Here is a 19,568-nt window from a genome sequence, read left to right on the forward strand (position 1 = left end):
CGGCCGCCCATGAGCCGGCCCGGGCCGATGCAGCACGGATTCGACACCGTCAGAAGAGGGAGCGAGAAGTTGGACGCCAAGGCATCGTGCGAGGAGGCGCTGTGCGCCCTGTTCGCCGAGACACTCGGCAGGGACCACGTCGGCCCCCACGACGACCTCTTCGAACTCGGCGGTCATTCGCTGACGGCGATCAGGCTGCTCGTCCGGATCCGTGCGACCCTCGGCGAGGAGCTGAAGATCAAGGAGATCTTCGACTTCTCCACCCCCGCCGCGCTGGCCGGGCGGCTCACCGGAGCGGCCGCCGACGGCGCGCGCGCCCCTCTCACCCGTGTCGAACGCCCCGACGTGGTGCCGCTGTCGTTCCCCCAGCGCCGCCTGTGGTTCCTGCACCGGATGGAAGGCCGCTCGGCGACCTACAACGTGCCGCTGGCCCTCCGCCTCACCGGCACCGTCGACGCCGAGGCACTGCACACGGCCCTGCTCGATGTCGTCGGCCGGCACGAGTCGCTGCGCACCGTCTTCCCCGACGTGCACGGCGAGCCCTACCAGCTGATACGGGACCTCGACGAGGCCGACTTCCGGTGGGAGCGGCGGTCGGTGCCCGAGGCCGACCTGGAGCGCACCCTCCGCGAGACGGCCCGGCACACCTTCGACCTCTCCACCGAGATCCCCTTCCGGGCCTGGCTGTTCGACACGGACGCGGAACACAGCACGCTGCTGCTGTTGCTGCATCACATCGCGGGTGACGGCTGGTCGATGGCTCCGCTCACACGTGATGTGGTGGAGGCGTACACCGCCCGTGTCGAGCAGCGCGACCCGGAATGGTCCGAACTGCCCGCGCAGTACGTCGACTACACGCTCTGGCAGCGCGACCGGCTCGGCGACGTCGACGACCCGGAGAGCGTCTACGCACGGCAACTCGACTACTGGCGTGCCGAGCTGGCGGACCTGCCGGAGCAGGTGACCTTCCCGACCGACCGGCCCCGGCCGGCTACTGCCTGCTACGAGGGGACACGGGTCGACTTCACACTGGATGCTGAGCTGCATCGGGGTCTGGTGGAGTTGGCGCGGCGGTCGAACACGACGGTGTTCATGGTGTTGCAGGCCGGTATGGCGGCGTTGCTGACGCGGTTGGGTGCGGGGACCGACATCGCGTTGGGCAGTGGTGTGGCGGGCCGCACGGACGAAGCCCTCGACGACCTCATAGGTCTCTTCGTCAACACTTACGTCCTGCGGACGGACACCTCGGGCGACCCTGCCTTCGAGGAACTCCTCGCCCGGGTGCGGGAGCGCAGCATGAGTGCGCACGAGCACCAGGACGTGCCGTTCGAGGACCTCGTCGAGGCGCTCAACCCGCAGCGCTCCACCAGCCACCACCCGCTGTTCCAGGTCGCCATGGTGCTGCAGAACGCACCGTCAGAAGACTTCCGGCTCCCCCACCTCCAGGTGCGCACCGAGTTCATCAGCACCGACACCTCGCGCTTCGACATGCTCGTCGAGATGTACGAACGCCACGACACCGCGGGTGACGTGGCGGGCATCGAGGCTCTGGTGGAGTTCGCGACGGAGTTGTTCGATCGGGTTTCGGTTGAGGGGTTGTTGGCGCGGTGGGTGAGGTTGTTGGGGCAGGTGGTGGTGGATCCGTCGTTGTCGGTGGGTGCGGTGGAGTTGCTGTCGGAGGAGGAGCGGGGGCGGCTGGCCGGGTGGAATGACACGGCGGTGGAGCTTGCGGAGGTCTCGCTTGCGGGGTTGTTCGAGGAGCAGGTGCGGTGTGATGCGGATGCGACGGCTCTGGTCCATGGACAGCAGAGCCTCTCCTACCGCGAGCTGAATGCGCGGGCGAATCGGCTGGCGCATTGGTTGGTGGGTCGTGGTGTGGGGCCTGAGGTGTTGGTGGGGGTGGAGTTGCCACGGTCGGTGGAGTTGGTGGTGGCTGTGCTCGCGGTGGTGAAGGCGGGTGGTGCGTATGTGCCGGTGGATCCGGAGTATCCGGTCGAGCGGCGTGCGTTCATGGTCCGGGATGCGGATCCGCTGCTGATGTTGAGGGACGAGGAGTTGGCGCAGGATCTGTCGGGCTACCCGGAGACCGATCCCGGAGTGGTGGTGCAGGCGACGCATCCGGCGTACGTGATCTACACCTCCGGCTCCACAGGCCGGCCCAAGGGCGTCGTGGTCTCACACCGCGGAGTGGCGAGTCTGGCGCGTGCCCAGGTGGAGGGTTTGGGTGTCAGCTCGCGGAGTCGGGTGTTGCAGTTCGCTTCACCCAGCTTCGATGCGGCGTTCTGGGAGCTGGTGATGGCTTTCGGGTCCGGTGCCGCTTTGGTGGTGCCGGAGGGCGGTCGAGTCGTCGGCGACGATTTGTTGGAGGTGCTGTCTCGGGGTCGGGTCACGCATGTGACGTTGCCGCCGTCGGCGCTGGGTGCGGTGCCGGTGGGTGCGGAGTCCGGGTTGCCGTTGTTGGAGTCGGTGGTGTTGGCGGGTGAGGCGGCGCCGCCGGAGCTGATCGCGCGGTGGTCGGTGGACGGCCGTCGTGTGGTGAATGCGTATGGGCCGACGGAGTCGACGGTGTGTGTGTCGATGAGCGGCGAGCTGGGCGAGGGGGACGCGCCGATCGGCCGTCCTGTGGTGAATACGCAGGTTTTTGTGCTGGATGAGGTGTTGCGGCCGGTTCCGGTGGGTGTGGTGGGTGAGTTGTATGTGTCGGGCGCGGGCCTGGCCCGCGGATACGGGGGCCGTTCCGGCTTGACCGCGGAGCGGTTCGTCGCCTCTCCGTTCGAGCCGGGCGTCCGGATGTATCGCACGGGCGACCTGGTGCGGTGGCGTGCGGACGGTCAGCTGGAATTCGCGGGACGTGCCGACGAGCAGGTGAAGCTGCGCGGCTTCCGCATCGAACCCGGCGAGATCGAATCTCTTCTGACCAGCGATGCAGGAATTCTCCAGGCTGCAGTGATTGCGCGTGAGGACGTGCCGGGAGACCAGCGCCTCGCCGCCTATGTCGTGCCGGATTTGCGGTCGGCGGCCCACGCCGGTGCGGATCAGGAAGCCGCCTCCTCGAGTGGGGACGCTCAGGTGGAGGAGTGGCGGGAGATCTATGACTCGGTGTATTCGGGGGTGGGGTCTGGTGGTTTTGGTGAGGATTTTGCGGGGTGGGACAGTTCGTATTCGGGTGAGCCGATTCCGTTGGGTGAGATGCGGGAGTGGCGGGATGCGGTTGTCGGGCGGGTGCGTGGGTTTGTTGGTGGTCGGGTTCTGGAGATCGGGGTGGGTTCTGGTCTGTTGATGGGGCATTTGGCTCCGGGTGTTGAGGAGTATTGGGGTACGGATCTGTCGGGTGCGGTGATCGAGCGGCTTCGTGGTCAGGTGGTCGGGGCGGGGCTTGCGGATCGGGTGTGGTTGCGGTGTCAGGCGGCGGATGCTGCCGGGGATTTGCCGTTGGGGTATTTCGACACGGTGGTGATCAATTCGGTGGTGCAGTATTTCCCGGACGGGGAGTATCTGTCCCGGGTGCTGGACCGGGTGCTGGAGTTGTTGGTGCCGGGTGGGCGTGTGGTGGTGGGGGATGTGCGGCATGCGGGTTCGTTGCGTGCTTTGCATGCGGCGGTGCATGGGGATGGGGGTGTGCGGGCGCGTGCGGTGGTGGATCGTGCGGTGTTGTTGGAGAAGGAGCTGGTGGTGGCTCCGGAGTTCTTCACGGAGCTGGCCGAGGGTGATGGCCGTGTGGGGGCTGTGGATGTGCGGCTCAAGCGGGGTGGCTGTCACAACGAGCTGACACGTCACCGGTATGAGGTGGTGCTGCACAAGGCGCCGTCGAAGGTGGTGGACGTCGCTGAGCTGCCCCGGCGTGCTTGGACGCCCGAGTTCGACCTCGCCGAAGCGGAGTCATCGGTTCGAATCACCGGCATCCCCAATGCGCGACTGGTCGGTGAGGTGGCTGCCGAGCGCCGTCTCGATGGTCTCGACGCGGGGGATCTGGGTTCCGGGGTGGATCCGGAGGAGCTGGTGGTGCGGGGTGCTGAGCTGGGGTTGCGGGTGGTGGTGACGTGGTCGTCCCGGTCGGTGGCCCTGTTCGATGCGGTCGTGCTGCCCGACGACGGGGACGGGTCTGTGCTGTCGGGTGTGTATGTACCTGCTGCTTCGGGTGGTCCGTGGGTGAACAGTCCGGTGGCTGCGCGGGGCATTGGGACTGTGGTGAAGGCTGCGCGTGAGCGGCTGGCTGAGGGGTTGCCGGAGTACATGGTGCCCTCGGCGGTGATGGTGCTGGACCGGTTGCCGTTGACGCCGAACGGGAAGCTGGACCGCAAGGCGCTGCCCGCTCCTGAGTACACGGTGAGTGCGGCCGGCCGGAAGGCTCGTACTCCGCAGGAGGAGACGCTGTGCGGGCTGTTCGCCGAGGTGCTGGGCCTGGAACGGGTCGGGATCGACGACAGCTTCTTCGACCTCGGCGGCCACTCCCTGCTCGTGACGCGGCTGGTCAGCCGGATCCGAAGCGTGGTCGGCGTCGAGCTTCCCATCAAGGACGTCTTCGAGGCTCCGACCGTGGCGCTCTTGGCGGAGCGGCTGCGTGGCGAGGGCCGGATACGTAGGTCGCTGGTGCCGGTGGAGCGGCCGGATGTGGTGCCGCTGTCGTTCGCTCAGCGTCGTCTGTGGTTCCTGCACAAGCTGGAGGGCCCCTCCGCGACCTACAACATGCCGCTGGCCTTCCGCCTGACCGGTTCCGTGAATGCGGAGGCGTTGCACGCTGCGCTGGCCGATGTGGCCACTCGGCACGAGTCGCTGCGCACGGTGTTCCCCGAGGTGGGCGGCGAGCCCCGCCAAGTGGTGCTCGATCCTGCTGATGCCGCGTTCGGCTGGGAACACCGTCGGGTGACCGAGGCGGAGCTGCCGACAGTGGTGCGGGAAGTCTCCCGCTACGGTTTCGAACTGGCCTCCGAGGCACCGATCAGGGCCTGGCTCTTCGACACGGATGGGGACAGCAGCGTCCTCTTGCTGCTGTTCCACCACATCGCGGCGGACGGGTGGTCGATGGGTCCGTTGGCGCGGGATGTGGTGGCGGCGTACACGGCGCGTGCGCAGGGGGGTGTGCCGCAGTGGTCGGAGCTGCCGGTGCAGTACGCGGACTACACGCTGTGGCAGCGCGAACTGCTGGGTGACGAGAACGACCCGGACAGCCTCTTCACGCAGCAGGTCGGCTACTGGCGCGACAAGATGGCGGATCTTCCCGAGCAGGTGACGTTCCCGACCGACCGGCCCCGGCCGGCAGTGGCTTCGTACGCCGGTGAGACCGTCACGTTCGAGATCGAGGGAGCGCTGCACCGGCGCATGGCGGAACTGGCCCGCGGGACCGGTTCCACGGTGTTCATGGTGTTGCAGGCAGGTATGGCGGCGTTGCTGACGCGGTTGGGTGCGGGGACCGACATCGCGTTGGGCAGTGGTGTGGCGGGGCGTACCGATGAGGCGTTGGACGATCTTGTCGGGTTGTTCGTGAACACCTTCGTGCTGCGGACGGACACCTCGGGTGATCCGGGGTTCGAGGAGTTGCTGTCCCGGGTGCGGGAGTCGAGTCTGGCGGCCTATGCGCACCAGGACGTGCCCTTCGAGCACCTGGTGGAGTTGCTGAACCCGAATCGTTCCACCTCACATCACCCGCTCTTCCAGGTCGCACTCGTACTCCAGAACACCGACCAGGGGGACTTCACGCTCCCGGGGCTGCAGGTCAGCACTACCGAAGCCGATCCGGGCACCGCGCGGTTCGACATGCTGCTGTCACTGACCGAACGGCAGGACGCCGGCGGGAACCCCGCGGGAATCGAGACCGTCGTCGAGTACGCGACGGACCTCTTCGACCGTTCCACCGTCGAGGCGCTCTTCGACCGCTGGAAGCGACTGCTGGAGCAGACGCTCAGCGATCCGGCGCAGTCCATCGGCAATGCCGTCCTGCTGACCGAGGCCGAGCGGCAGCAGACTCTGACGACCTGGAACGACACCGCGGCCGACGTACGCCGAGAGACCCTCGTCGGCCTGGTCGAGGAGCAGGTGGCGCGCACTCCGGACGCCCCTGCGGTGCTGTCCGGCGACACGACGCTCAGCTACGCCGAGGTGAATGCGCGAGCCAACCGACTCGCCCGTCATCTGGTCACCCGGGGCGTCGGGCCCGAGCAACTGGTGGCCGTTGCGCTGCCCCGCTCCGCCGACACGGTCGTGGCGTTCCTTGCGGTGATCAAGGCCGGTGCCGCCTATCTCCCGCTCGACCCCGAGGACCCGGTCGAGCGTCTCCGCCATACGCTGGAAGACGCGCGGCCCGTACTGCTGCTCGTCTCCCGCGACCACGACCTCGGCGCCGTGGAGGCGGGGATCCCGTGCGTCGTCGTGGACGAGGGGGCGACAGCGGAATCGGTCGCTCTGCACGACGCATCCGACCTGACGGACGCCGACCGCACGGCCCCGCTGACTCCCTCCGGCCCGCTGTACGTGATCTACACATCGGGCTCCACCGGTCGGCCGAAGGGCGTCGTGGTCGAGCACCGCGGGCTGGCGAACAACTTGCAGTGGATGCAGGACACCTACCCGGTCGGGCCCGACGACGTGCTGCTGTTCCGCACCTCTGTGCGGTTCGACTCCGTCGGTCTGGAGATCTGGTTCCCTCTGCTGCACGGCGCCGCCGTCTGTGTGGCCCCCGCCGACGTGGTGCGTGATCCCCAGCGCCTCGTTTCCTTCATGGCCGAGAACAGCGTCACGGTCGCGCAGTTCCCGCCGTCCCTGCTGGCCAATCTGCCCGAGCCGCCTGCCGGGCATTCGGTGCGCCGTATCTGGGCCAGCGGCGAGGCCCTGCGCCCGGACCTTGCGACTCGTATCAGTGAGTCCTGGAACAGTGAACTCTCCAACCTCTACGGCCCGACCGAGATGACCATCCAGGTCGCCTCCTCCGTCTGGCAGGGGCCGGACGATGACGCGCACAGCGTCCCCATCGGACGGCCGATGTGGAACACCCGGCTGTTCGTCCTCGACGCGGGCCTGCAGCCGGTCCCGGTCGGTGTCGTGGGAGAGCTCTATGCCGCCGGCGTCCAGGTGTCGCGTGGCTATCTGCGGCGTCCCGGGCTGACGGCGGAGCGGTTCGTGGCGTCGCCGTTCGAGCCGGGTGCGCGGATGTACCGCACCGGCGATCTGGTGCGGTGGCGTGCGGACGGCCAGCTGGAGTTCGTGGGGCGTGCGGATGAGCAGGTGAAGCTGCGGGGCTTCCGGATCGAGCCGGGGGAGATCGAGTCGGTGCTGGCCGGCTGCGCGGGTGTGCGGCAGGCGGCGGTGGTGGCGCGTGAGGACGTGCCCGGTGACCAGCGACTCGCCGCGTACGTGGTGCCGGACCTCGAGGCGGCCGCCGCGGCCGGGACCGCCGCCGGTCCCGGTGCGGTCACGGAGCCCGCCATGGTGAGCGAGGCCCAGGTGGAGGAATGGCGCGAGATCTATGACTCGGTGTATGCCGAGAGCGCCCACGGCGAGTTCGGTGAGGATTTCGCCGGCTGGGACAGCGCATACACCGGTGAGCCGATTCCGTTGGGTGAGATGCGGGAGTGGCGGGATGCGGTTGTCGGGCGGGTGCGTGGTTTCGGTGGTGGCCGGGTTCTGGAGATCGGGGTGGGTTCCGGTCTGTTGATGGGGCATTTGGCGGCGGATGTTGAGGAGTATTGGGGTACGGATCTGTCGGGTGCGGTGATCGAGCGGCTTCGTGGTCAGGTGGTCGGGGCGGGGCTTGCGGATCGGGTGTGGTTGCGGTGTCAGGCGGCGGATGCTGCCGGGGATTTGCCGTCGGGGTATTTCGACACGGTGGTGATCAATTCGGTGGTGCAGTATTTCCCGGACGGGGAGTATCTGTCCCGGGTGCTGGACCGGGTGTTGGAGTTGTTGGTTCCGGGTGGGCGTGTGGTGGTGGGGGATGTACGGCATGCGGGTTCGTTGCGTGCTTTGCATGCGGCGGTGCATGGGGATGGGGGTGTGCAGGCGCGTGCGGTGGTGGATCGTGCGGTGTTGTTGGAGAAGGAGCTGGTGGTGGCTCCGGAGTTCTTCACCGAACTGGCCGAGCGCGATGCGCGAGTGGGGGCTGTGGATGTGCGGCTCAAGCGGGGTGGCTGTCACAACGAGCTGACACGTCACCGGTATGAGGTGGTATTGCACAAGGCGCCCACCACGGTGGTGGATGTGGGTGAGCTGCCCCGGCATGACTGGACGCCGGAGTTCGACCTCGCCGAGGTGCACTCGCCGGTGCGGATCTCCGGGGTTCCGAATGCGCGGCTGGTCGGTGAGGTGGCGGCCGAGCGGCGTCTGGACGGCCTGGCTGCCGAGGATCTGGGTTCCGGGGTGGATCCGGAGGAGTTGGTGGTGCGGGGTGCTGAGCTGGGGTTGCGGGTGGTGGTGACGTGGTCGTCCCGGTCGGTGGCTCTGTTCGATGCGGTCGTGCTGCCGGACGGCGGGGACGGGTCTGTGCTGTCGGGTGTGTATGTGCCGGCTGCTTCCGGTGGTCCGTGGGTGAACAGTCCGGTGGCTGCGCGGGGGATCGGTGCTGTGGTGAAGGCTGCGCGTGAGCAGTTGGTCCAGGGGTTGCCCGAGTACATGGTGCCCTCGGCGGTGATGGTGCTGGACCGGTTGCCGTTGACGCCGAACGGGAAGCTGGACCGCAAGGCGCTCCCGGTGCCGGAGTACGCCATCGGTGCGGCCGGCCGGAAGGCACGGACTCCGCAGGAGGAGACGCTGTGCGGGCTGTTCGCCGAGGTCCTGGGTCTGGAGCGGGTCGGGATCGACGACAGCTTCTTCGACCTCGGCGGCCACTCCCTCCTCACGACTCGGCTCGTCAGCCGCATCCGCAGCGTGATCGGCGCCGAGGTTCCGATTGCGGCTGTCTTCGAGAACCCGACGGTGGCCGGGCTGGCGTCGCGTCTCACGGGTGACGGTCGCACGCGTGCGGCCCTGGTGCCGGTGGAGCGGCCGGATGTGGTGCCGCTGTCGTTCGCTCAGCGTCGTCTGTGGTTCCTGCACAAGCTGGAGGGGCCGTCGGCCACCTACAACATGCCGCTGGCGCTCAGGTTGAAGGGCGAGCTGGACGCGGATGCGCTCGGCAGCGCCCTGCGTGACCTGGTCGTCCGGCACGAGTCGCTGCGTACGGTCTTCCCCGAAGCCGACGGTGAGCCCCGCCAGTCGATCCTCGATCCGCAGAGCGCTCAGCTGGACTGGCAGCGCCGCTCCGTGACGGAGGAGGAGTTGCCGAAGGTTCTGGAGGAGTCGGCTCGGTACGCGTTCGCGCTGGGGTCCGAAATACCTGTGCGGGCATGGCTGTTCGACGTGGGACCGCAGGACAGCGTTCTGATGCTGCTGGTGCACCACATCGCGGGTGACGGTTGGTCCATGGGTCCGATCGCGCGGGATCTGGTGGCGGCGTACACGGCGCGTGCGCAGGGTGGTGTGCCGCAGTGGTCGGAGCTGCCGGTGCAGTACGCCGACTACACGCTGTGGCAGCGCGAGCTGCTGGGCGACGAGAACGACCCGGACAGCCTCTTCACGCAGCAGGTCGACTACTGGCGCGACCAGTTGGCGGGTCTGCCGGAGCTGGTGACGTTCCCGACCGACCGGCCTCGGCCGGCAGTCGCCTCGTTCGAGGGCACGCATCTCGACTTCACACTGGATGCTGAGCTGCATCGGGGTCTGGTGGAGTTGGCGCGGCGGTCGAACACGACGGTGTTCATGGTGTTGCAGGCCGGTATGGCGGCGTTGCTGACCCGGCTGGGTGCGGGGACCGACATCGCGTTGGGCAGTGGTGTGGCGGGGCGTACCGATGAGGCGTTGGACGATCTTGTCGGGTTGTTCGTGAACACCTTCGTGCTGCGGACGGACACCTCGGGTGATCCGGGGTTCGAGGAGTTGCTGTCCCGGGTGCGGGAATCGAGTCTGGCGGCGTATGCGCACCAGGACGTGCCCTTCGAGCACCTGGTGGAGCTGCTGAACCCGAACCGTTCCACCTCCCACCACCCGCTCTTCCAGGTCGCACTCGTACTCCAGAACGCGCCCGAAGGTGATTTCGACCTGCCGGGTCTGCGGGTGACGCCCGAAGACGTCGGGATCGGCAGGTCGCGCTTCGACATGCTGCTGAGCCTGGCCGAGCGCTCCGGTGAGCGAGGGGTGACCGGGACCGTCGAATACTCGACACGGCTCTTCGATCGGGTTTCGGTTGAGGGGTTGTTGGCGCGGTGGGTGAGGTTGTTGGGGCAGGTGGTGGTGGATCCGTCGTTGTCGGTGGGTGCGGTGGAGTTGCTGTCGGAGGTGGAGCGGGGGCGGCTGGCCGGGTGGAATGACACGGCGGTGGTGTTGCCGGAGGTCTCGCTTGCGGGGTTGTTCGAGGAGCAGGTGCGGTGTGATGCGGATGCGACGGCTCTGGTCCATGGACAGCAGAGCCTCTCCTACCGCGAGCTGAATGCGCGGGCGAATCGGCTGGCGCATTGGTTGGTGGGTCGTGGTGTGGGGCCTGAGGTGTTGGTGGGGGTGGAGTTGCCACGGTCGGTGGAGTTGGTGGTGGCTGTGCTCGCGGTGGTGAAGGCGGGTGGTGCGTATGTGCCGGTGGATCCGGAGTATCCGGTCGAGCGGCGTGCGTTCATGGTCCGGGATGCGGATCCGCTGCTGATGTTGAGGGACGAGGAGCTGGCGCAGGATCTGTCGGGCTACCCGGAGACCGATCCCGGAGTGGTGGTGCAGGCGACGCATCCCGCGTACGTGATCTACACCTCCGGCTCGACGGGCCGGCCCAAGGGCGTCGTGGTCTCACACCGCGGAGTGGCCAGCCTGGCCCACACCCAGCTCCGGCGCCTGGGCACCACCCCCCGCAGCCGCGTCCTGCAGTTCGCCTCACCCAGCTTCGACGCGGCAGTCTGGGAACTGGTCGCCGCCTTCGCGGCCGGCGCCGCGGTCGTGGTGCCCGACAGCGCCCGACTGGTGGGCGAGGCACTGCGAGATGTACTGGCCACCCAGCGCATCACCCATGCACTGATCCCGCCCTCGGTCCTGGCCACCCTTCCTGCGGGCTCCGAGGAGGAGCTCACCGAGTTCGCATGCGTGGTCGTCGGTGCCGAGGCGGCGCCGCCGGAACTGGTGGCGCGCTGGTCGCGGGGCCGCCGCGTGGTGAACGCCTACGGTCCGACCGAGTCGACCGTGGCGATCTCGATGAGCGACACCTTCTCCGACGATGTGGTGCCCATCGGGAGCCCGGTCGCGAACACCCGGGCCCACGTCCTGGACGAAGTACTGCGACCGGTTCCTGCCGGGGTGGTCGGTGAGCTCTACGCTTCGGGTGCCGGTCTGGCCCGTGGCTATGTCGGGCGGGCGGACCTGACCGCCGAACGCTTCGTCGCGTCCCCCTTCGAGCCCGGCACGCGGATGTACCGGACCGGTGATCTGGCCCGCTGGCGAGCGGATGGACAGCTGGAGTACATGGGCCGTGCGGACGAGCAGGTCAAGGTGCGCGGCTTCCGGATCGAGCCCGGCGAGATCGAGTCCCTGCTGACCGGCTGCGAAGGTGTCCGCCAAGCCGTGGTCCTGGCGCGTGAGGATGTGCCGGGGGACCAGCGGCTCGCCGCCTATGTCGTGCCGGATCTGGCGGCGGCCGCCACGACCGCCGAGGGCGATGCCGACGAGACGCCGTCCGACGAGGACGCCCAGGTAGGTGAGTGGCGGGAGATCTATGACTCGGTGTATTCGGGGGTGGGGTCCGGTGGTTTTGGTGAGGATTTTGCGGGGTGGGACAGTTCGTATTCGGGTGAGCCGATTCCGTTGGGTGAGATGCGGGAGTGGCGGGATGCGGTTGTCGGGCGGGTGCGTGGTTTGGGTGGTGGCCGGGTTCTGGAGATCGGGGTGGGTTCCGGTCTGTTGATGGGGCATTTGGCGGCGGATGTTGAGGAGTACTGGGGTACGGATCTGTCGGGTGCGGTGATCGAGCGGCTTCGTGGTCAGGTTTCTGAGGCCGGGTTGTCGGACCGTGTTCGGTTGCGGTGTCAGGCGGCGGATGCGGTCGGGGATTTGCCGTCGGGGTATTTCGACACGGTGGTGATCAATTCGGTGGTGCAGTATTTCCCGGATGGGGAGTATCTGTCCCGGGTGGTGGATCGTGCGCTGGGGTTGTTGGTACCGGGTGGCCGGCTGGTGGTCGGCGATGTGCGGCATGCGGGTTCGTTGCGGGTGTTGCATGCGGCGGTGCATGGCGATCGGGGTGTGCAGGCGCGTGCGGTGGTGGATCGTGCGGTGTTGTTGGAGAAGGAGCTGGTGGTGGCTCCGGAGTTCTTCACGGAGCTGGCCGAGCGCGATGCGCGGGTGGGGGCTGTGGATGTGCGGCTCAAGCGGGGTGGGTATCACAACGAGCTGACACGCCACCGGTATGAGGTCGTGCTGCACAAGGCGCCGTCAAAGGTCCGGGAGGTTTCCGGGATTCCCGGCCGTGTGTGGTCGCCGGAGTTCGACTTGGCGGATGTGGATAGCCCGGTGCGGATCTCGGGGATTCCGAATGCGCGACTCATCGGGGAGGTGGCTGCCGAGCGGCGTCTCGACGGTCTGGATGCCGGCGATCCGGGTTCCGGGGTGGATCCGGAGGAGCTGGTGCTTCGGGGTGCTGAGCTGGGGTTGCGGGTGGTGGTGACGTGGTCGTCCCGCTCGGTGGCCCTCTTCGACGCGGTCGTACTGCCGGACGACGGGGACGAGCGCCCCCTCTCCGGTGTTTATCTCCCGGCCGGTGCGGGAGGCCCCTGGGTGAACAGTCCGGTGGCCGCGCGTGGCATTGGCACCGTGGTGAAGGCTGCGCGTGAGCGGCTGGCTGAGGGGTTGCCGGAGTACATGGTGCCCTCGGCGGTGATGGTGCTGGACCGGCTGCCGCTCACGCCGAACGGGAAGCTGGACCGCAAGGCGCTGCCCGCACCCGAGTACGCGGCGAGCGCGGGTGGACGCAAGGCACGGACTCCGCAGGAGGAGACGCTGTGCGGGCTGTTCGCCGAGGTCCTGGGTCTGGAACGGGTCGGGATCGACGACAGCTTCTTCGACCTCGGCGGCCACTCCCTCCTGGCCACGCGCCTGGTCAGCCGCATCCGCAGCGAACTGCAGGCGGAAGTCGCGATCGGCACGATCTTCGAGACCCCCACCGTCGCCGGGCTGGCGGAGCACTTGACGACGGTGTCCCGCACCGCCACGCGGAAGCGACCGGCGCTGCGCCGCATGACACGACCGACCGGAAAGCCCTGAGAGATTCCCGGCGGCAGACGGAGCCGGCCCGGGAGAGAGCAAGCCGCGTAGTCGGCTGAGCCATGAGATGGAGAAGAGGAACAGTCATGACCAACCCTTTCGAGGACCCCGACGGCACCTACGTCGTACTCGTCAATGACGAGGGACAGCACTCGCTGTGGCCCGAGTTCATCGAGGTACCAGGCGGCTGGACCGTCGCCAAGCCCGCTGACACGAGGGACGCCTGTCTGGCGTACGTCGAGGAGAACTGGACGGACATGCGCCCGGCCAGCCTGATCGCGGCCATGGCCGCCGCGGAGTCCTGAAGCGGCGGCTGCAAGGCCGCACCCCCCGGTGGCGCTCTCAGCGGGAGAGCGCCACCGGTCTCCAACCTCTCTGGTAAGGGCACGGATTCGATGGGTACAGCGACAGTGGCCGACGGCACACCACCCGGACCCGGCATCGCTTCGGCCGTTCCGCGGTGGCGGAGCGAGCCGCGTCATGCCGACACGCCGAGGACCGATTACGAGTGCCCGGTCCCGGCCGATACCGTCCGGGGTCTCGGAGCGCTCGCCGACCGGCTGCGGGTGCGGACCGAGTCCGTGCTCCTCGCCGCGCACGCGAAGGTCCTCGCGGGGCTCTGCGGCGAGCGGGATGTCCTGACCGGGCTCGTCGCCCCCGGCGGCGCCGTTCCCGAGCCGTGCGGTCTGCTGGTGGCGGACGGCGACTGGCAGCAGTTGGTGCTCGCCGCCGAGCGTGCCATGCCGTCGTCGGCGGGGCCGGAGCAGCATCCCGCTGCCTCCGGGTTCGAGGTGGTCCTCGACCTCTCGGCCTTCTCCGCCGGCTCTCACTCCGCCTCCCCCTCCGTGTCCGCGGTGCCCGCCGCCCGTGCGGGCGCCGACTCGACGGCCGATGCCGGATTGCCGGGCGACTGCGTTCTGCGTGTCGCCGTCCTCCCGGAGCGGGACGGACTGCGTCTGCGGCTGCTGGGCCGCGGCGACGTCCTCGACGGCCCCTACGCCGAGCGCGTGGGCGGGTATCTGCTCACCGCCCTGGCGATGATGACCGCCGACGCCACGGCGGAGCACCACGTGCAGAGCCTGTTGTCCGCCGGGGAGCTCGCCCAGCAGATCGACGGGTTGGCCGGGCCGCTGCGTGCCGTGCCGGACCGGCGGATGCACGAGCTGTTCGAGGAGCGGGTGCGCGAGCACCCCGACCGTGTCGCCGCCGTGCACGACGGCACGGAGTGGAGCTACGACGCACTCAACCGCCGGGCGAATCGGATCGCCCACGCACTGCTCGACCGCGGGCTGCGTCCCGAGGACGTGGTGGCGGTGGTCACCGAGCGGAACCTGTCCTGGATGGCCGCGGTCCTCGGTGTCTTCAAGGCGGGGGGCGTGTATCTGCCGGTGGAGCCGAACTTCCCGGCCGACCGGATCGCGGCCATGCTCGGCCGCAGCGCATGCCGCTTCGTGCTCACCGAGCCGGGCAGCACCGCGACCCTGGATCAGGTGCCGGCGGATCCCGGTACGCGCGGGGCTTCCGGTGAGCCGGCGCCGGATGTCGAAGTGCCGAAGCGCCTGTATCTCGCCGACGTTCTGGTGGAGGAGGGAGAGGGCGCGGACACCGATCCGGGTGTTCCCGTCGCTGCCGGGCAACTCGCGTACATCTACTTCACCTCCGGTTCGACGGGCGAGCCGAAGGGCGCGATGTGCGAGCACGCCGGCATGCTCAACCATCTCCTCGCCAAGATCGAGGATTTGGAGATCGGTGCCGGACAGGTGGTCGCCCAGACCGCGCCGCAGTGCTTCGACATCTCCCTGTGGCAGCTCGTGAGCGGGCTGCTGGTGGGGGCCCGCACGCTGGTCGTCGGGCAGCGCGAGGTCCTCGACATCGAGCGGTACGTCGAAGCGCTGGTCGACGGCGGGGTGGAAGTGCTGCAGGTGGTCCCCTCCTACCTGGAGGTGATGCTCACCTGGGTGGAGGAGAGGCGACGCGGACTCGGCCGCCTGCGGGTCGTCTCCGCGACCGGGGAGGCGCTGAAGAAGGAGCTGGTCGAGCGCTGGTTCGCGGTCTTCCCCGACATCGGACTGGTGAACGCCTACGGACTGACCGAGACGTCGGACGACACCAACCACGCGGTCATGGACCGGGTGCCCGCCCACGACCGGGTGCCCCTCGGCCCCGCGGTGCGCAACGTGCGGGTCTACGTCGTCGACGAGCAGCTCGTCCCGGTCCCGCTCGGGGCGCCGGGTGAGATCGTCTTCTCCGGGGTGTGTGTGGGCCGCGGCTACATCAACGACCCGGTGCGGACGGCCGCCGCCTTCGGCACCGATCCCCACCGGCCAGGGGAGCGCCTCTACCGCTCGGGGGACATCGGCCGCTGGCTCCCGGACGGTGCGCTGGAGTTCCTGGGCAGGCGGGACTCCCAGACCAAGATCCGCGGCTTCCGCATCGAGATCGGCGAGATCGAGAACCATCTGCTGCGTGTGCCCGGCGTGCGGGACTCCGCGGTCGTCGTCGTGGAGGGAACCGACGGGGAGAGGCATCTGGCCGCCTTCTACGCCGCGGACCTTCCGCTGTCCGTGGACGAGGTGCGCAAGGTCCTCGGCGGTGCCCTGCCCGCGTACATGGTGCCGCGGATCTACCACCACCGGGAGGTTCTGCCGCTCACCGGCAACGGCAAGATCGACAAGAAGGTGCTGGCCCGGGAGGCGGTCGAGGCCGCGTCCCGCACTGCGGAGCCCGCCGCGCCCGGCGGCGACACCGCGCCCCGGACGGCGACGGAGCGACGGCTGGCCGAGCAGTGGTCGCGGGTGCTGAACATCCCGGTCGCGGAGATCAGCCGGGGGCAGCACTTCTTCGAATCCGGCGGCACCTCGCTGTCGGCGGTCCGCCTCGGAGTCGAGAGCGGCGGCACCGCCTCCCTCGAGGACATCGTCAACAACCCCGTCCTGGCCGAGCTGGCCAGGGTCATGGACGAGCACCCGCAGCAGGGGAAGGGACAGAGCGCATGACGCAGCCGTCCGCATCGACGCCGACTGCCCAGGAGCAGCCCGCCGACGATCTCGGCCTGGAGCTGACTCCCGGCAAGCCCCCGATCCTGCGGGTCGCCTCGCCGGTGGGCGCGGACGCGCTCCAGGACTGGATCGGCGAGCGCGCACAGTCGCTGGAGGCGGCCGTGCTCCGCCACGGGGCCGTGCTGATCCGCGGCCTGGAGGCGGGTGACGCGGCAGCTCTCGGCCGCATCGGCGAGCGGCTTCCGGGACGGCACCTGACCCAGACGGAGGCGTTCGCGCGCCGCCGTCCGCTGGGCGGGCCGGTCTTCTCGTCCCTGGAGTGGCCGCCGGACCAGCCGATGTGCATGCACCACGAGTTGAGCTACGCGCTGGAGTTCCCCCGGCTGCTGCTCATGGGATGCTTCACGCCTCCGGCCACCGGCGGCGTCACCGGACTCGCTGATGCCGAGGCGGTGCTCGCGGCGCTGCCCCCGGAGGTCGTGGAGCGTTTCACGGAGGTCGGCTGGTCGCTGACGCGTTCCTACAACGACCTCGTGGGGGTTCCCTGGACGGAGGCGTTGGGCGCGCCCGACCGGGCGGCAGCGGAGAAGTACTGCCGGGCCAACGGCATCGACTACGACTGGCAGCCGGACGGCGGGCTGCGGACCAGGCAGCGCCGCTCTGCGGTGATCCGGCATCCCCGGACCGGGCGCCCGGTCTGGTTCAACCAGATCGCGTTCCTCAACGAGTGGACGATGGATCCCGCGGTGCGGGAGTACCTGGTGGCGCAGTTCGGCGCGGACGGGCTGCCGTTCAACAGCCGGTACGGCGACGGGTCGGCCGTCGGGGCGGAGGTCGTGGCGGCCATCAACGACGCGTACGAGGCGGCGACGGTACGCGAGCCGTGGCAGGCCGGAGACGTCCTCCTGGTCGACAACGTCCGCATGGCGCACAGCCGGGAGCCCTACACCGGGTCGCGCGAGGTCGGCATGGTCCTGGGCGCTCCGGTGCGCCTCGCCGACTGCGCTCCCACCCATCTGCCCGACGCGGCTTCCTGACCCGTCGGCCGCACCCCGCACACCTCCTCTCCGAGAACGGAGCCGCGCTTCGTCATGAACGCACAGATCCCTCCTTTCGCCGTCATTCCCGGCTCGCAGGTCCACCAGGTACTCACCGGGCAGGAGCGGCCGCTCATCGAGCTGATCGAGGACACCTACCGGGTGCACGGTGCGGGAGACACGGTCAACCCGCCCTCGTACTTCCTGCGCTTCCCCGACCGGCCCGCATCGCGCATCATCGCGCTGCCCGCGTCCGTCGGCGGGCGGACCCGGGTCGACGGGATGAAGTGGATATCCAGCTTCCCGCGGAACATCGAGGCCGGGATCCCCCGCGCCTCGGCCGTCGCGATCCTCAACGACCAGGAGACCGGCTATCCGATCGCCTGCATGGAGAGTTCCATCATCAGCGCCGCGCGCACCGCGGCCTCGGCCGCCCTGGCCGCGGACTGGCTGACCAGGGAGCGGGGGCGGCCGCGGCGCGTCGGCTTCTTCGGCACCGGCTTCATCGCCCGCTACATCCACACGTATCTGCACGCCGCCGGCTGGTCGTTCGACGAGGTGGGCGTGCACGACCTCAGCCCCGAGCACGCGGACGGCTTCCGCTCCTACCTGGAGCGGTCCGGCGGCGGCGGTCGGGTCACCGTGCACGGGACGGCCGAGGAGCTGATCGGCTCCAGCGATCTGGTGGTGTTCGCGACGGTGGCGGGCGTCCCGCACGTCAGCGACGTCTCGTGGTTCTCGCACAACCCGGTGGTGCTGCATGTCTCGCTGCGCGACCTGGCGCCGGAGATCGTGCTGAAGTCGGCCAACGTCGTCGACGACGTCGAGCACTGCCTGAAGGCCGACACCTCACCGCACCTGGCCGAACAGCAGGTGGGGCACCGGGACTTCCTGGACGGGACGCTCTTCGACGTGATGACGGACCGGGTGCGGGTGCCCGCCGACCGTCCCGTGATCTTCTCGCCGTTCGGGCTGGGCGTGCTCGACCTCGCGGTGAGCAAGCACGTCTACGACACCGTGCGCGAGCGGGGTGAACTGGGCGTCGTCGACGGCTTCTTCCACGAGACCAGCCGCTACGGGGACGCCGGGGCCGACGATGAACACGCTTAGGGCGGGGTGGCCACGTTGACGGTGATCAGCGCACCGCAGGACTTCAACACCGAGGACCTCTACATAGATCTGCGGCCGCTCCTGGGAAGCGCGCTCCATCTCAAGTGCGAGGGATTCAACTTCGCCGGTTCCATCAAGCTCAAGGCGGCCGCGGCCATGGTGGCCCAGGCCGAGGAGTCCGGGCTGCTGACGGAGGACTCCGTGCTGGTCGAGTCCTCCTCGGGCAATCTGGGCGTGGCGCTCAGCATGATCGCCGCGAACGCGGGCTACCGGTTCCTCTGCGTGACCGACGCCCGGTGCAACCAGAGCACGCGCCGCCTGATGGAGGCCATGGGAACCGAGGTGTACTCCGTGAACCGGCCGGATGCGGAAGGCGGCTTCCTGGGCGCGCGGCTGGAGTACGTCCGGGACCTGTGTGCCTCCGACCCGCGCTATGTGTGGCTGAACCAGTACACGAACGCGCACAACTGGATCGCCCACCACCGGACCACGGCTCCCGCGATCGCCGAGCAGTTCCCGGATCTCGACGTGCTCTTCGTCGGCGCCGGCACCACCGGCACCCTGATGGGATGCGCCCGCTACTTCCGCGAGTCGGGACGCCCGGTGACCGTCGTGGCGGTCGACACCGTGGGGTCGGTGACCTTCGGCGGTGCGCCCCGGACGCGGATGATCCCGGGGCTCGGCGCGGGTGTCCGCCCGCAGCTCCTGGACGCCTCCTACGTCGACGACGTGGTGATGGTGCCGGAACCGGAGACGGTGCGCGCCTGCCGCAGGCTGGCCTCGGCGGGGTTCCTGTTCGGCGGCTCGACCGGGACGGTCGTCGCCGGTGCGCAGCGGTGGCTCGCGACCCACCGGCCGGGAGCCGAGGTGACGGCCGTGGCGATCTCACCGGACCTGGGCGAGCGCTATCTGGACACGGTCTACCGCAACTCCTGGGTGCAGGACGTCTACGGGGTCGCCGCGTTCGCCGAGGAGGACTCCGCGCTGGACGGTCCGCCGCTGGCCGAGTTCCCGGCCCGATGAGCGGTACCGGCCGATCCGTCCGGGCCCGGCGGCGGACGCTGCGCACCGCCGCGCCCGGCGGAAGCACTCCGGGGCCGGCCGGTGCGGCCCGCACCGCACCGGCCGACCCGGGAGCACCGGCGGAACCCGGTGCGGCGGCCGG

At 69.2% G+C, this 19,568-nt stretch carries 6 protein-coding genes; all 6 read left to right on the forward strand.

Annotated elements, in window-relative coordinates:
* Positions 1–9: 9 nt before the first annotated feature.
* Complete coding sequence (locus A949_RS0130585; RefSeq protein WP_020699830.1) at positions 10–13,257, forward strand: non-ribosomal peptide synthetase; 13,248 nt, start codon at positions 10–12, stop codon at positions 13,255–13,257.
* Positions 13,258–13,343: 86 nt separating this feature from the next.
* On the forward strand, positions 13,344–13,562 hold the full coding sequence (locus A949_RS0130590; protein ID WP_019359875.1) for an MbtH family protein: 219 nt from the start codon (positions 13,344–13,346) through the stop codon (positions 13,560–13,562).
* Positions 13,563–13,652: 90 nt separating this feature from the next.
* Positions 13,653–16,253 (forward strand): amino acid adenylation domain-containing protein, encoded by a 2,601-nt coding sequence (locus A949_RS0130595; protein ID WP_037708262.1) that lies wholly within the window; start codon positions 13,653–13,655, stop codon positions 16,251–16,253.
* Complete coding sequence (locus tag A949_RS0130600) at positions 16,250–17,293, forward strand: TauD/TfdA family dioxygenase (protein WP_019359877.1); 1,044 nt, start codon at positions 16,250–16,252, stop codon at positions 17,291–17,293. Before A949_RS0130595 ends, A949_RS0130600 begins: the two co-directional genes overlap by 4 nt.
* A gap of 54 nt (positions 17,294–17,347) precedes the next feature.
* Positions 17,348–18,403 (forward strand): 2,3-diaminopropionate biosynthesis protein SbnB, encoded by a 1,056-nt coding sequence (gene sbnB, locus A949_RS0130605; protein ID WP_019359878.1) that lies wholly within the window; start codon positions 17,348–17,350, stop codon positions 18,401–18,403.
* 15 nt (positions 18,404–18,418) lie between these two features.
* Positions 18,419–19,426, forward strand: a complete 1,008-nt coding sequence (gene sbnA / locus A949_RS0130610; protein ID WP_037708303.1) for a 2,3-diaminopropionate biosynthesis protein SbnA — start codon at positions 18,419–18,421, stop codon at positions 19,424–19,426.
* Positions 19,427–19,568: the final 142 nt, after the last annotated feature.

It is taken from the genome of Streptomyces sp. AA1529, from assembly GCF_000280905.1.
Classification (GTDB): domain Bacteria; phylum Actinomycetota; class Actinomycetes; order Streptomycetales; family Streptomycetaceae; genus Streptomyces.